The 13166-nt window shown below is 42.7% G+C and carries 16 protein-coding genes; all 16 read left to right on the top strand.

Going from position 1 to position 13166, the window contains the following annotated elements:
• Positions 1 to 2: 2 nt before the first annotated feature.
• The gene (locus AC787_RS31745; RefSeq protein WP_054028968.1) at positions 3 to 1358 is read left to right on the top strand and encodes a protein-glutamate methylesterase/protein-glutamine glutaminase; all 1356 of its coding nucleotides are present in this window, start codon (positions 3 to 5) and stop codon (positions 1356 to 1358) included.
• A gap of 44 nt (positions 1359 to 1402) precedes the next feature.
• A complete protein-coding gene (locus AC787_RS31740) occupies positions 1403 to 3490 on the top strand; it encodes a chemotaxis protein CheA (RefSeq protein ID WP_054028967.1) in 2088 nt (695 codons plus the stop codon).
• Positions 3491 to 3503: 13 nt separating this feature from the next.
• A complete protein-coding gene (locus AC787_RS31735) occupies positions 3504 to 3965 on the top strand; it encodes a chemotaxis protein CheW (RefSeq protein ID WP_054028966.1) in 462 nt (153 codons plus the stop codon).
• Positions 3966 to 3968: 3 nt separating this feature from the next.
• The gene (locus tag AC787_RS31730; RefSeq protein WP_054028965.1) at positions 3969 to 4589 is read left to right on the top strand and encodes a chemotaxis protein CheC; all 621 of its coding nucleotides are present in this window, start codon (positions 3969 to 3971) and stop codon (positions 4587 to 4589) included.
• Positions 4586 to 5080, top strand: coding sequence for a chemotaxis protein CheD (locus AC787_RS31725; RefSeq protein ID WP_054028964.1), 495 nt, complete (start codon positions 4586 to 4588; stop codon positions 5078 to 5080). Before AC787_RS31730 ends, AC787_RS31725 begins: the two co-directional genes overlap by 4 nt.
• A gap of 1 nt (position 5081) precedes the next feature.
• On the top strand, positions 5082 to 5519 hold the full coding sequence (locus tag AC787_RS31720) for a hypothetical protein (protein ID WP_054028963.1): 438 nt from the start codon (positions 5082 to 5084) through the stop codon (positions 5517 to 5519).
• A gap of 4 nt (positions 5520 to 5523) precedes the next feature.
• On the top strand, positions 5524 to 6309 hold the full coding sequence (locus tag AC787_RS31715) for a FliA/WhiG family RNA polymerase sigma factor (RefSeq protein WP_054028962.1): 786 nt from the start codon (positions 5524 to 5526) through the stop codon (positions 6307 to 6309).
• A 15-nt stretch (positions 6310 to 6324) separates the two neighbouring features.
• Complete coding sequence (locus AC787_RS31710) at positions 6325 to 7731, top strand: DUF342 domain-containing protein (RefSeq protein ID WP_054028961.1); 1407 nt, start codon at positions 6325 to 6327, stop codon at positions 7729 to 7731.
• A gap of 39 nt (positions 7732 to 7770) precedes the next feature.
• On the top strand, positions 7771 to 8097 hold the full coding sequence (locus AC787_RS31705; protein ID WP_054028960.1) for a hypothetical protein: 327 nt from the start codon (positions 7771 to 7773) through the stop codon (positions 8095 to 8097).
• 35 nt (positions 8098 to 8132) lie between these two features.
• Positions 8133 to 8699, top strand: a complete 567-nt coding sequence (locus tag AC787_RS31700) for a DUF6115 domain-containing protein (RefSeq protein ID WP_054028959.1) — start codon at positions 8133 to 8135, stop codon at positions 8697 to 8699.
• Positions 8692 to 9276, top strand: coding sequence for a hypothetical protein (locus tag AC787_RS31695; RefSeq protein WP_054028958.1), 585 nt, complete (start codon positions 8692 to 8694; stop codon positions 9274 to 9276). Before AC787_RS31700 ends, AC787_RS31695 begins: the two co-directional genes overlap by 8 nt.
• A gap of 179 nt (positions 9277 to 9455) precedes the next feature.
• Positions 9456 to 10154, top strand: a complete 699-nt coding sequence (gene rpsB, locus AC787_RS31690) for a 30S ribosomal protein S2 (protein ID WP_054028957.1) — start codon at positions 9456 to 9458, stop codon at positions 10152 to 10154.
• A gap of 144 nt (positions 10155 to 10298) precedes the next feature.
• Entirely contained in the window at positions 10299 to 10949 is a 651-nt protein-coding gene (gene tsf, locus AC787_RS31685; protein ID WP_054028956.1) for a translation elongation factor Ts, read from the top strand.
• Between the two features lie 103 nt (positions 10950 to 11052).
• Positions 11053 to 11781 (top strand): UMP kinase, encoded by a 729-nt coding sequence (pyrH, locus tag AC787_RS31680; RefSeq protein WP_053377774.1) that lies wholly within the window; start codon positions 11053 to 11055, stop codon positions 11779 to 11781.
• Entirely contained in the window at positions 11781 to 12335 is a 555-nt protein-coding gene (frr, locus tag AC787_RS31675) for a ribosome recycling factor (RefSeq protein ID WP_054028955.1), read from the top strand. Before pyrH ends, frr begins: the two co-directional genes overlap by 1 nt.
• A gap of 61 nt (positions 12336 to 12396) precedes the next feature.
• A complete protein-coding gene (locus AC787_RS31670) occupies positions 12397 to 13161 on the top strand; it encodes an isoprenyl transferase (RefSeq protein ID WP_054028954.1) in 765 nt (254 codons plus the stop codon).
• Positions 13162 to 13166: the final 5 nt, after the last annotated feature.

Genomic DNA, 13166 nt, shown 5'->3' with positions numbered 1-13166 from the left:
GTATGGTTCCTTATCGCGTGCTAGTTGTTGATGATTCCGGATTTATGAGAAAAATCATAAGTGATTTAATCGTTCAAGATTCGCAGTTTACGATTGTAGCTACTGCTAAAAACGGTCAAGAAGCGATTGAAGCGGTACGTGAATGGAAACCGGATGTGGTTACTTTAGATCTGGAAATGCCGATAATGAACGGAATAGATGCATTGCAAATCATAATGAAGGATCATCCAACTCCTGTAATTATGCTCTCGGGTATAAGCGAAGACAATACTAGAGAAACGATTAAAGCACTACAATTCGGTGCATTCGACTTTATTAGAAAGCCATCAGGTACTGTCTCTAATGATATTCGACAAGTTGGAGAGATTCTGTTAGAAAAACTTCGTATTGCTGTATTGACGAAGCGTTATCAGCCCGTTATTACGATTAGCGAGAAGCCGGAAACAATACCAGACGATAGAAGCTTGACGAAAATAAGTAAAGAAATGGTTCCGAACCATATCTTACAACATGAAGAGCTGCCATTTGAACCACTGCCTACTCCAATCCAAGATCTGAATAAAGTTACCTTCAGGAGTGTGGAAGATAGACTAGGGCAACAACCAGCAGCACCCCCTTTACATAAAAAACGTAAAAGCAATATGCAAGATGAAGCAATGCCTAACGATGCGAAATCTACGATTGCACCTCGCAAATCTGTCGATAGAGCACCGCAGGCTGAATTAAAATCCCATTTCAATGAACCACCATCAACAAAAAAAGTAAGACCAGCCAGCGCAGCTTTCAAACATATTGTAGCCATTGGTACTTCAACTGGCGGTCCGAGAGCATTGCATGAGGTAATAACATCTTTGCCGGCGGATTTTCCTGCTCCGGTGCTTATCGTACAGCATATGCCTCCAAAATTTACGAAGTCGTTAGCTCAACGTCTTGACAGCTTTAGTGATATTCATGTCGTTGAGGCAGAGCAGGGGGAGAAAGTTGTTGCTGGCGTTGCCTATATTGCACCGGGCGGCTATCATATGGAGCTTGTCAAAGATGCTTCGAATTATTCGATTGCACTTACTGAGCAGCCACAGCGCAATGGACATCGACCTTCAGTCGATGTGTTGTTTGAATCCTTGGCTGAATATCGCGAACTGAGACGTCATGCTGTTATTATGACAGGAATGGGCAGCGATGGAGCAAAGGGGATGAAGCTCCTGTCCGAATGCGGGATCGAATCAACCATTGCAGAAGCAGAAGAAACCTGTGTCGTTTATGGAATGCCGAGGTCGGCAGTTGAAGCTGGATGTGTAAGCAAAGTATTGCCACTGCAGCATATTGCATCACATCTGATGCAAGCAGTGCTCAAATAGATAGGATAAAATGTCTTCACTATACTAACAGGAGGTGCTAGGAAATGGATATGAATGCCTATTTATCGATGTTTATCGATGAATCTAATGATCACCTGCAATCCTTGAATGAGAATTTGCTTCGTCTGGAAAGCGAGCCTGAGGAACTTAGTATCGTACAAAATATTTTCCGTTCAGCGCATACGCTCAAAGGAATGTCAGCTACCATGGGTTTTGAAGATTTGGCGGCTCTGACGCATGAAATGGAAAATGTGCTCGACCTTGTTCGCAACAGCAAGCTGAAAATGGACAGCTTTATTTTTGATACGTTGTTTAAAGGGTTAGATGCTCTTGAAGCAATGGTTCAAGATATTGTGGGCGGCGGTACAGGGAAAGCTGATGTTACTTCGATCGTAGTATCGCTGCAAGTCATTTTGAAAAGCGATTATAGTGCGAGCAAAGCGATGGAGGTTCCTACTGTAGCTGCAAATGCTTCAGGTGCTTCTGCATCAAGCACATCAGGGGAGATGTTGCTTGACGAGTTTCAATCCTCCATATTGCTTCAATCGATTGAAACAGGGCACAACGTATTTCACATTCAAATAGCTATTCGTGAAAATTGCTTGCTTAAAGCAGTTCGCGCTTATATGGTGTTTGATTTGCTTGAGCGTAATGGTGAAGTTATTAAATCGGACCCATCGGTTCAGGACATTGAACAAGAGAAATTCAATTTCACGTTTACCGTTTTTACAATTTCACGTTTGCAGCAGGAAGACATGCAAGCACAGCTTCTTAATATTTCAGAAATTGAATCCGCGGTTGTAACTACCTTGGACGCAGAATCTCTTTCTGTACTTAGCCATTCGAATGCTGCTGCCGCAGTAGAGGTTGTCGAGGTTGCTGAGAATGCTGCACCGCAAGTAGTTAAGACAGATACGCCTGTTGAAGCGGTCAAAGGACAAGCACCATCAGCACCAGCAGCAACGAACACACCTGCCAACGTATCGCGGACCATTCGTGTTGATATCGAGAGACTTGATACACTTATGAACTTGTTTAGCGAATTGCTGATTGACCGCGTTAGGCTTGAACAGCTCTCTAGCGAAATTAAACGCAGTGATTTGACTGAAACAGTCGAGCATATGACGCGTGTTAGCTCGGATCTGCAAAGCATTGTACTTAAACTGCGCATGGTACCTGTTGATTCTGTATTCAATCGTTTCCCTCGTATGATTAGAGATTTGGCTAAATCGCTAGACAAAAAAATTGATCTCGTCATTACAGGTGCAGATACGGAGCTTGACCGTACTGTTATTGACGAAATCGGAGATCCGCTTGTACATTTATTGCGCAACTCCGTCGATCATGGAATCGAAACGGTAGAAGAAAGAATTGCCGCTGGCAAGCCAGAAACCGGTACGATCTTCTTGCGCGCATACCATAGCGGAAATCATGTCTTTATTGAAGTGGAAGAGGACGGCCGTGGTATTCACCATGAGCGAGTACTAAAAACAGCAATTAAAAATGGCGTTGTTACTGCTGAGGAAGCGAAGCTGCTGACGCCAGAAGAAATCAACATGCTAATTTTTGCGGCTGGCTTCAGTACCGCAGATAAAATTTCGGACATATCCGGACGTGGTGTTGGTCTTGACGTTGTTCGATCCAAAATAACTTCTTTAGGTGGAAATGTAACGATAGATTCTGCATTTGGTAGAGGAACAAAGTTTTCCGTTCAATTGCCGCTTACTCTCTCGATTATTTCCGCAATGCTTATAAAACTAGGTTCAGAGAAATATGCAATCCCCTTATCTTCAATCGTTGAAACAGGCATCATCCGCAAGGAACAAATTCTTCAGGTTCATGGCAACAAAATGATTGAATTTAGAAATACCATCATTCCTCTAGTATCGCTTAGCAAAGTACTTGATTCACCTGATTTTAATGAGAATGACGAGCTCGAAACCGAAATTGTAGTCGTTCGCAAAGGTGAGAAGTGGGCTGCTGTTATGGTCGATGAATTTATTGGTCAAAGTGAAATCGTTCTAAAAACGCTGGGCAAATATTTAACCAACATTAAGGCGATTTCAGGCGCAACGATTCTTGGCGATGGTTACGTCGCATTGATTATCGATCCGAATGCACTTATCAAATAAGGAGGTTTTTACGATGGGAGAAGAATTAAAGGTTATCGTGTTTGCGCTTGGCAACGAAGAGTATGGAATTGAAGTAGATAAGGTCCGCACGATTGAAAGATTGTCTCCAATTACACGCGTCCCAAAAACAGCAACTTTTATCAAAGGGGTCATTAATCTTCGCGGCATCGTTGTTCCTGTCATAGACCTAAGAGGAAGATTCAACCTTACTGAAACGGCAACTACAGAGAACTCGAGAATTATTGTTGTATCGGTAGCTGACATTGAGGTTGGATTTATCGTTGACTCGGCAAATGATGTCATTGATATTGATACGGATACGATTGATTTGCCGCCTGAAATTGTGGGAGGCATTAAAGCGAAATACTTAAGAGGCATTGCAAAGCTTGGTGAAGGTCGACTTCTCATCATGCTGAATTTGTCCGAAGTGCTTAACAAGAGCGAAATTATTCAACTTGAACAGCTTGAGGTATAACTTGTGAACATTTTTAGCCGCTTTGAAGCATTTGAACTAGATGTATTGAAAGAAGTCGGCAATATTGGAGCAGGCAACGCTGCTACTGCATTATCGCGTTTGTTAGATAAACCAGTTGATATGGCGGTACCAAAGGTAAGCTTGCTTCCATTTGAAGAAGTTGCAGAACGTGTAGGCGGTTCCGAAAAAATCGTTATTGCTGTTTTTCTTCGAGTGGAAGGAGAAGCACCCGGCAATATGTTTTTCATCATTGAGGAAGACTCGGCAAGGCGATTGTTGCGTCAACTGCTGTCTTTAAATATCGAAGAGCAGGAAGGTTATTCTGAAATGGAGCTGTCTGCACTTTGTGAGATTGGCAACATTTTGGCAGGCTCTTATTTATCTTCATTAGCTGATTTCACTCAACTGGCAATGGCCCCATCCGTTCCCGCAATAGCAGTAGATATGGCAGGAGCCGTGCTTAGTTATGGTTTGATGCAGTATGGAGAGATGGGAGACTCGGCCCTACTTATTGAAACGACCTTTTTAGAGGATTGTCAGTCACTTGAAGGACATTTTTTCCTCATTCCAGACCCAGAGTCGTTTGAGAAAATTTTTAGGGCTTTGGGAGTCGTTAGCGAATGATACAACAAAATTTGGTCAAAGTCGGCATGGCAGATTTAAATATTGCAATGGATGGAGCGATACTCAAAACGACCGGCTTAGGTTCTTGTGTTGGACTTACCTTGTATGATCCAATACGAAAAATAGCTGGTATGGCACATGTCATGCTGCCATCTTCAGACATTGCTCGAGAGACCAAAATGAACCTAGCTAAATATGCAGATACCGCCATACCCGAGCTGCTTGATCGGATGATAGCAGCCGGCGCATACATTGAGCGAATGAAAGCTAAGATGGCTGGCGGAGCTCAAATGTTTGCTATGTCAGGACATAGCGATTCCTTGAGAATTGGTCCACGCAATGTCGAGTCTTGTACTGAAATGCTTAGGAGATTAAAGATACCAATAATATCGCAAGATACAGGCGGAAGCTTTGGTAGAACGATCGAGTTTGATAGCGCTAGTGGGATGCTATCCATAAGAAGTGTGCAATTTGGAACAAAGGAGATTTAAAATGTTCGGAACATGGCGATGGAATGTCGTATTTGGAGTATTCGGCACCGTGCTTACGGTAGCTTTCTCGATCGGTAATAATCCGATTTCTGTTATGCTGCTTAGAAGTATGTATGCTTTCATCGCTTTTTTTGTTCTTGCGTATGGAGTACGGGCAATATTGGCATACATCCTTCAACCACCTGCCCTTATAAACGCGGAATTTGAAGATGAAGAAGGAAAAGGTAGTCAGCTAGATTTAAAGACACCTGACGAATCAGAAGATATAAATCAATTGTTGAAATCGCAGATTCAAGAAGGTGCTAGCAAACCGTCAATTGAAACTCAGAAAAATGATGTTAGCGGTTTTCGTCCGTTAAATCCTCCTCAATTGTTAACTACAAAAAATACACAGCCTGAAGAATTGGTTAAAGCCGTTCGTCACCTGACAGGAGAGTGAGTCGATGATTGAGCAGAAGACCCCTCATTTGACAAACTTGCAGATGTGGCAAGCCTGGAGAGAACAAGGCGATTTGGAAGCAAAAAAGACGTTGATTGAGCAATATTTACCACTGGTTGATTATGTGACGAATCGAATGGCAATTGGACTCCCGAAAAACGTCATTAGAGATGACCTCGCAAGCAATGGCGTAATGGGTCTTATTGATGCCATCGAGAAATTTGATTACGGCCGCGGCTTGCAATTTGAGACCTATGCATCATGGCGAATTCGTGGTGCTATTATTGATGGTTTGAGACAGGGGGACTGGGTCCCTCGTTCTGTGCGAGAGAAAGCTAAAAGAGTGGAAGAGGCATATCAGCATTTGGAACAGCAATATTTACGTTCTGTAACGGATGCCGAAATTAGCCGCTATCTCGATGTAACGGAAAAAGAATTTATTAATATGCTTCAAGATATTGCGGTAACAACGGTCTGTTCATTGGAAGATCCGATTCGAGAAGAGGAATCGGAGACAAGAATGTCTTTGCTAGTGGACGATAAGGCAAAAAATCCGGATCATAAGGTTCATGAGTTTTATTTGAAAGAATCGTTGGTTAAAGGGATTGAAAGACTTACGGAAAAGGAACGAACAGTCGTTTCGCTCTTCTATTACGAGGAACTATCATTAAGTGAAATTGCTGAAGTAATGTCACTATCACCGTCGAGAATATCCCAGCTCCATTCAAAAGCGATTTTGAGGCTGCGAGGAGCATTGGCTAAGCATAAAGATCAACTCATGCAACATTAAAAAGGGGGGAGTTACGTGGAAAATCTTCAATTAGAATCATACCTACGCATCCAGACATCTGCTGATAATTTGTCTGCATTCTTAACATTTAGCAGGATCTCGGACGAATTCGAATGTAACGGCGATGAGCTAGAGCGATTCTTGCATAGTAAGGGAATCGTTTTTGGCCTTCGTAAAGAAGTTCTGAGTCAGATTGGCACTAATCCTCTCGCCTATTTTAAAGAACAAACACTTGTTGCTCAAGGGGAACCTCCAAGTCCTGGAAAAGACGGATATGTCAAGCTTGTTTATGATATGAATAAAAACAGCAATGCGCCTGCTGAGCTCGAAGATGGTAAGGTCGATTTTAAAGAAGTCGTACAGTTAAAAAACGTCAAGCGCGGACAATTGATTGCGGAGCGTTTTGATCCTACGCCAGGGCCTTCCGGCAGGACGGTGACAGGAGAAGAAATCCTGCCTAAGCTTGGCAAGCATGTCAGATTTAAAGTAGGCAAAAATGTCGTTTTGAACAACGAACAGACAGCTATGTATTCGGCCATGGACGGTTTGATTTCGCTTACTGAAAAAGAAAAAATTAATGTATTTCCAGTTTACGAGGTAAATGGCGATGTTGATTACAGTGTCGGAAATATTGATTTTGTCGGTACAGTAGTCATAAGAGGGAATGTTCTAAGCGGTTTCAGAGTCAAGGCTTCGGGTGATATACGTGTCATTGGCGGTGTCGAAGGAGCTGAAATCGAATCAGAAGGATCCGTTGAAATTACAGGCGGGATTTTAGGGAGCAACAAAGGTTTCGTAAAAGCAGGGCGTAACGTTCGAAGCTCGTTTATACAAGAAGCCAATGTTATTGCTGGTGAAGAGGTGCTAGTGTCACAGAGCATCATGCATTCACATGTAAAAGCAGGGAAAAATGTGATCTGCTCAGGAGCAAAGGGTTTAATTGTAGGGGGCCTCGTACAAGCGGGGGATCTTGTTAGTGCTCGAACGATTGGAAACTCGATGTCAACAGCGACTACTATTGAAGTAGGCGTAAATCCTGAATATCGATCAGAGCTGCAAGAGCTAAGAACGAGACTAAAGCAAAACATGGATAATTTAGATAAAACGGATAAAGCGCTTGTTATTTTGAATCAATTAGCTGTGACTGGGAAGTTGACACCAGATAAGCTGGCATTGCGCGTGAAGCTAACTGGATCAAAACGTCAAACCATACTCGAGAACGAAGAGACGAAAAACCGTATTCTTGAGATCGAAAAAACGCTGGAAAATACAGATCGTTCCAAGATCGATGTTAGTAATATTGTATTTGGTGGAACAAAAATTGTAATTGGCAGGTACACCAGGTTTGTGAAGGATTCATCACAGCGTGTGACCTTCCGTTATTCTGAGGGGGATATCGTCTTAGTCCCATATACGAAATAACGCTCGAAAATGACGATTGGCGCAAAGGGGTGAACAGATATGACGTTCAAATCCATTGATTTGCAGATGTCTGTACCACGAACGCAAGAATTCAGCGGCATGCATGGACAAGCTATGCATAAACCTGTAGCGGATCAAAACACATTAGCTAATCAGTCTACAAAGCAAACAGAGCTTTTGAGAGGGAAAAATACAGCTATTGAGCAATCAAACGGGCTTCATATCCGCAGTGACCAAGAAGGTCAACAAGGAAATGCCTATCAGAATGCGAAACGAAAGCGTACGGAGTCATCTTCAGAAGTTGATAAACAGGAAGCGACTCCTACACATCCGTATAAAGGCCATAGACTGGATATTAAGTTATAAAGTGAAGGCATCATAAGAAAGGCAGGCTATGAACGATGCAGCCATACTTGCAATATATCGTATTACTAGGAGCGGTTGTTATTGTCGGTGCCTTTGTAATGCCTCGTAAGAAGCAGGATACAGCTCTACCGCCACAAACGATGCAAAACATGGAAACCGCACTGGAGCAGTTTATGGAAAACATGGAGAAGGACAATGAAGATCTTGTGCTCCTTGTTCGAAATGCTCAGCAAGAATCCAAATCAGATGCGGAGCGTAAGGAGCAACGAATTGTGGAGCTCGAGCGTAAATGCGAACAACTTACTGAGCAGTTGCAAAAAACGCTTTCCCAATCTGCCACCTTGGTGCGTCCAATTGAAACGTCATTACCTGCTGCCTCATTAGATATGAACATGCAGCTTACAACGGATGCTGCAATTGTCGCACCTATAATAGAAGAAACTGTTCGGAAGAACACGATTCAGGACAGATATAAAGAGCTGTTTATGCTGTATGAGCAAGGAAAATCGATTGAAGCAATATCCAAAAAACTAGGTATGAATAAAGGTGAGGTACAGCTTATTATTCAGCTCGCTAAGCAGGAGGATTCTGTCCATGCTTAAAAAACGAGTTTTTCTCATGGGGTTAGGTGCTGGTATTATTATTGGCGCTTTGTTATTTCAGCTGATGTTGTCTGGCGAGGAAAGCAGGCAAAGACTTAATGACCTAGGAAAAGAATCAGAACAGAAACTTTACACGCAATTGGAAGTTGATGCTTTGTTAAAGGCCAATCAAGACTCGTTGCAGCTTAATCAGGAGACCAAAACGGATAAAGAATCACAGGATCCTAAGCCCGCAGCTAAAGCTGATCCAGTTAAGGAACAGACGAGCGAAGCGTTGGTTGATAAGGCTGCGCCTACTGCTGTACCTGCTAAGGAGCAGCCTGCGGCAAAACATGTAATCAGGATTGAAGCAGGCTCTGGGCTCACCAAAACAGCTGAACTGCTGGCTTCAAATCATATCATTCAAGATAAAACAGCCTTTATATCTAAAATGAAGAAGTCAAAGAAGCTGGTTCGCGCCGGTTATTTTTTGTTTCAAGAGGAAATAACGGTTGATGAAGCGATTCTGGTCGTAACAAGCCAGCCGTTAACAAAAGAGGAAGTAAATCTTTTAACGGCTAGCAAAAAAGTGAGCTAATCTATCTTTTCTTAAACGATTGTTGCATGCGATGTGTATTTATGGTATATTAATTCACGGTGTTAAAAACGCACGCAGGTCAATTTTGTCAAACGGTGCTTCCGCCCGGCGGAAGTTTTGGCGAAAGATGCGACTAGCGGAGGAGCACTAAAAAAACCATTATAGGAGGTGTTGGAGAAATGGCGGTTATTTCCATGAAACAGCTACTAGAAGCTGGGGTACACTTCGGTCATCAGACTCGTCGTTGGAACCCGAAGATGGATCGTTATATCTTCACAGAAAGAAACGGGATTTACATTATTGATTTGCAAAAAACGGTTAAGAAAGTTGACGAAGCGTACAACTTTGTTAAATCGATCGCTGCAGACGGCGGCACTATGCTGTTCGTAGGTACGAAAAAACAAGCTCAAGATTCCGTAAAAGAAGAAGCAGAACGTTGCGGCAACTTCTACATCAACCAACGTTGGTTGGGCGGAACTTTGACTAACTTCCAAACGATTCAAAAACGTATTGATCGTTTGAAACAACTTGAAAAATGGGCTGAGGATGGCACTTTCGAGGTTCTACCTAAGAAAGAAGTTATCATTCTTAACAAAGAAAAAGACCGTTTGGAAAAATTCCTTGGCGGTATTAAAGGAATGAAAGGTTTGCCAAGCGCGTTGTTCATTATCGATCCACGCAAAGAGCGTATTGCTGTTGCAGAAGCTCGTAAACTTGGTATCCCAATCGTTGGTATCGTTGATACGAACTGTGATCCAGACGAAATTGACTACGTAATCCCAGGTAACGATGATGCAATTCGTGCCGTTAAGTTGTTGACTTCGAAAATGGCTGACGCAATCGTTGAAGCTAACCAAGGCGAACAAACAACGGCTTAATTTAAAGGCTTTAATTAGTCAACAAAGGGTGGTCAGATGGTGATAAACCTCTCACTGCCCTTTTTTTGAATGTAAATCACCAAAACCAATATTAATTATTTACGAAGCTACATAGACTTCGTGAAACCTATAGGAGGGCTTACAATGGCAGTTAGTGCTAGCGCGGTAAAAGAGCTACGGGAAAGAACTGGAGCAGGAATGCTTGATTGCAAGAAAGCTTTGGACGAAACAAACAATGACGTTGAAAAAGCAATCGCAGTACTTCGTGAAAAAGGTTTGGCGGCTGCAGCTAATAAAGCTGGTCGTATTGCAACTGAAGGTGTAGTTGAATCATATATTCACGCAGGCGGCCGTATTGGCGTTATCGTTGAAGTAAACTGCGAAACAGATTTCGTTGCAAAAACGGATCAATTCCGTGAGTTTGCAAGAGACGTTGCTATGCAAATCGCAGCAGCTAACCCTAAATTTGTTAGCCGCGAAGAGGTTTCTTCCGAAGAGCTTGAAAAAGAGCGTGAAATTTTGAAAGCTCAAGCGCTTAACGAAGGCAAACCTGAAAAAATCGTTGAAAAAATGGTTGAAGGCCGTATCTCGAAATACTACGAAGAGTTCTGTCTTCTTGAGCAATCGTTCATCAAGGATCCAGACAAAACGATTTCTACATTGCTAAATGAAAAAATCAGCAAAATTGGTGAAAACATTTCCATCCGTCGCTTTGTTCGTTACGAGCTTGGTGAAGGTCTAGAGAAAAAAGTTGACAATTTCGTTGAAGAAGTTATGGCTCAAGTAAAACATTAATCCGAACGCACAGGCGGGGCGGGGCGTCCGCCCCGCCTGCTTGTATAATTAGAACATATTTGAAGGACCTCATTTACTGAGGTGCATGATGGAGGTATTAACGTTGGAGCATCCTGTGTATAAACGTATCGTTTTGAAAGTTAGCGGTGAATCATTGTCTGGTCAGGAAGGTTATGGCATTGAAGCAACGGTCATTTCTTCGATTGCTGATCAGGTAAAGGAAGTCGTAGCACTTGGCATAGAAGTAGCTATTGTTGTCGGTGGCGGTAACATTTGGCGTGGAATTGCAGGTTCTGCAAAAGGCATAGACCGTGCAACAGCTGATTACATGGGAATGCTGGCTACTCTTATGAATTCACTTGCACTTCAAGATGCACTGGAACAAATCGATGTACCTACTCGCGTACAAACATCGATCGCGATGCAACAAATCGCTGAACCGTACATCAGACGTCGTGCTATCCGTCATTTGGAAAAGGGGCGCGTCGTAATCTTTGCTGCAGGCACTGGTAATCCGTTTTTCTCAACAGATACGACAGCAGCACTTCGTGCGGCTGAGATCGAAGCAGAAGTAATTTTAATGGCGAAAAACAAAGTGGATGGCGTATATTCTGCTGATCCATTTAAAGATAGCACAGCTGAGAAATTTGAGGAGCTTACATACCTCGACATGCTTAACCGTAATCTAGGCGTAATGGATTCAACCGCAGCATCACTTTGCATGGACAATAATATTCCTCTTATCGTATTTGCGATTACAGAGAAAGGGAATATTAAACGCGTCGTGCTGGGTGAAAAAATCGGAACGATAGTGAGAGGAAGTGCGAAATAATGCCACAAGAGCTGAAAAAAAACGCAGAAGAACGTATGGATAAAGCGATTTCGGCGCTAAAACGTGATTTGTCTTCTTTGCGCGCTGGCAAAGCAAATTCATCTTTGCTGGATCGTATTCAAGTTGAATATTACGGCTCAATGACGCCTGTCAATCAACTAGCTAACATCAGTACGCCTGATTCCCGTACATTGTTCATTCAACCATGGGACAAATCGTCGATGTCAGCAATCGAGAAAGCGATTATGAAATCAGATCTTGGACTGACGCCTTCCAATGACGGAGCATCGATCCGCCTTTCTATCCCGCCGCTTACAGAAGAGCGTCGTGCAGAGCTAGTCAAGACTTCGAAAAAGCTTGGTGAAGAAGCTAAGGTAGCTATTCGCAATATTCGTCGTGATGCTAATGACAGTGTAAAAAAACTTGAGAAATCAACGATTTCTGAAGATGAGTCACGTGGTCACCAAGAGGATATTCAGAAAGCAACAGATAAATTTATTGCTGAAGTAGATAAAGTGCTTGTTGCCAAAGAAAAAGAAATTATGGAAGTATAATAATCTCTGGGCCCCTCCGATAGGTGGGGTTTGGTTTTGATTTCGGTTGGGAGGAAGTAAGATGATCGAGCGACTTTGGGCCAAATTAGGCAAATCGTCCTTACAGCCGACTGATTCTGTGGCCTCAGAAAATGTGCCTGAGCATGTTGCAATTATTATGGATGGGAATGGCCGCTGGGCTAAAGATCGTGGATTGCCACGAATGGCGGGTCATCATTCCGGCATGAAAGCGGTCAAACGTATTACAATGGCAGCGGATCGGTTAGGCGTCAAATATTTGACGTTATATGCGTTTTCTACGGAAAACTGGAAGCGACCTAAAGCTGAAGTGGATTTTCTGATGAAGCTTCCACAGCAATTTCTTGAAATTGAATTAGAAGAATTGATAGCCAACAACGTACAGGTTCGCATGATGGGACATAAAGAGGATTTGCCTTCATTTACGATCAGTGCAGTTGAAGAAGCCATTATAAAGACCGCTAACAATACAGGGCTTGTTCTAAACTTTGCCTTAAACTATGGAAGCCGTAAGGAAATGCTTGAAGCTGTGAAAAGCATCGCATCAGAGGTTCAGCAAGGAGATCTTGCAATTGATGATATCGATGATAAAGTTATGGCTGATCGTTTGCTTACGAGTGGATTGCCCGATCCAGATTTACTCATTCGTACAAGCGGAGAATTGCGTTTAAGTAATTTTATGATGTGGCAGCTTGCTTATAGTGAATTATGGTTTACGGATGTGTATTGGCCTGAATTTACGGAAGCGCATTTTCAAGAAGCGATTATGGAGTATCAGCGCCGTGCGCGTCGATATGGTGGATTGTAGCTTCA

It is taken from the genome of Bacillus sp. FJAT-28004 (genome assembly GCF_001280845.1).
Lineage (GTDB): Bacteria > Bacillota > Bacilli > Paenibacillales > Paenibacillaceae > Pristimantibacillus.
Note: the sequence above shows the minus strand (reverse complement) of the source record. Positions and strands in the feature narration are given on the sequence as shown.

Excerpts from the sequence above, each read along its gene's own strand:
- AC787_RS31695 (WP_054028958.1), top strand. The coding sequence starts at position 8,692 with ATGCTTAAAAAACGAGTTTTTCTCATGGGGTTAGGTGCTGGTATTATT.
- rpsB (WP_054028957.1), top strand. The coding sequence starts at position 9,456 with ATGGCGGTTATTTCCATGAAACAGCTACTAGAAGCTGGGGTACACTTC.
- AC787_RS31670 (WP_054028954.1), top strand. The coding sequence starts at position 12,397 with ATGATCGAGCGACTTTGGGCCAAATTAGGCAAATCGTCCTTACAGCCG.
- frr (WP_054028955.1), top strand. The coding sequence starts at position 11,781 with ATGCCACAAGAGCTGAAAAAAAACGCAGAAGAACGTATGGATAAAGCG.
- AC787_RS31740 (WP_054028967.1), top strand. The coding sequence starts at position 1,403 with ATGGATATGAATGCCTATTTATCGATGTTTATCGATGAATCTAATGAT.
- tsf (WP_054028956.1), top strand. The coding sequence starts at position 10,299 with ATGGCAGTTAGTGCTAGCGCGGTAAAAGAGCTACGGGAAAGAACTGGA.
- AC787_RS31705 (WP_054028960.1), top strand. The coding sequence starts at position 7,771 with ATGACGTTCAAATCCATTGATTTGCAGATGTCTGTACCACGAACGCAA.
- AC787_RS31735 (WP_054028966.1), top strand. The coding sequence starts at position 3,504 with ATGGGAGAAGAATTAAAGGTTATCGTGTTTGCGCTTGGCAACGAAGAG.
- AC787_RS31700 (WP_054028959.1), top strand. The coding sequence starts at position 8,133 with ATGCAGCCATACTTGCAATATATCGTATTACTAGGAGCGGTTGTTATT.
- AC787_RS31725 (WP_054028964.1), top strand. The coding sequence starts at position 4,586 with ATGATACAACAAAATTTGGTCAAAGTCGGCATGGCAGATTTAAATATT.
- AC787_RS31715 (WP_054028962.1), top strand. The coding sequence starts at position 5,524 with ATGATTGAGCAGAAGACCCCTCATTTGACAAACTTGCAGATGTGGCAA.
- AC787_RS31720 (WP_054028963.1), top strand. The coding sequence starts at position 5,082 with ATGTTCGGAACATGGCGATGGAATGTCGTATTTGGAGTATTCGGCACC.
- AC787_RS31745 (WP_054028968.1), top strand. The coding sequence starts at position 3 with ATGGTTCCTTATCGCGTGCTAGTTGTTGATGATTCCGGATTTATGAGA.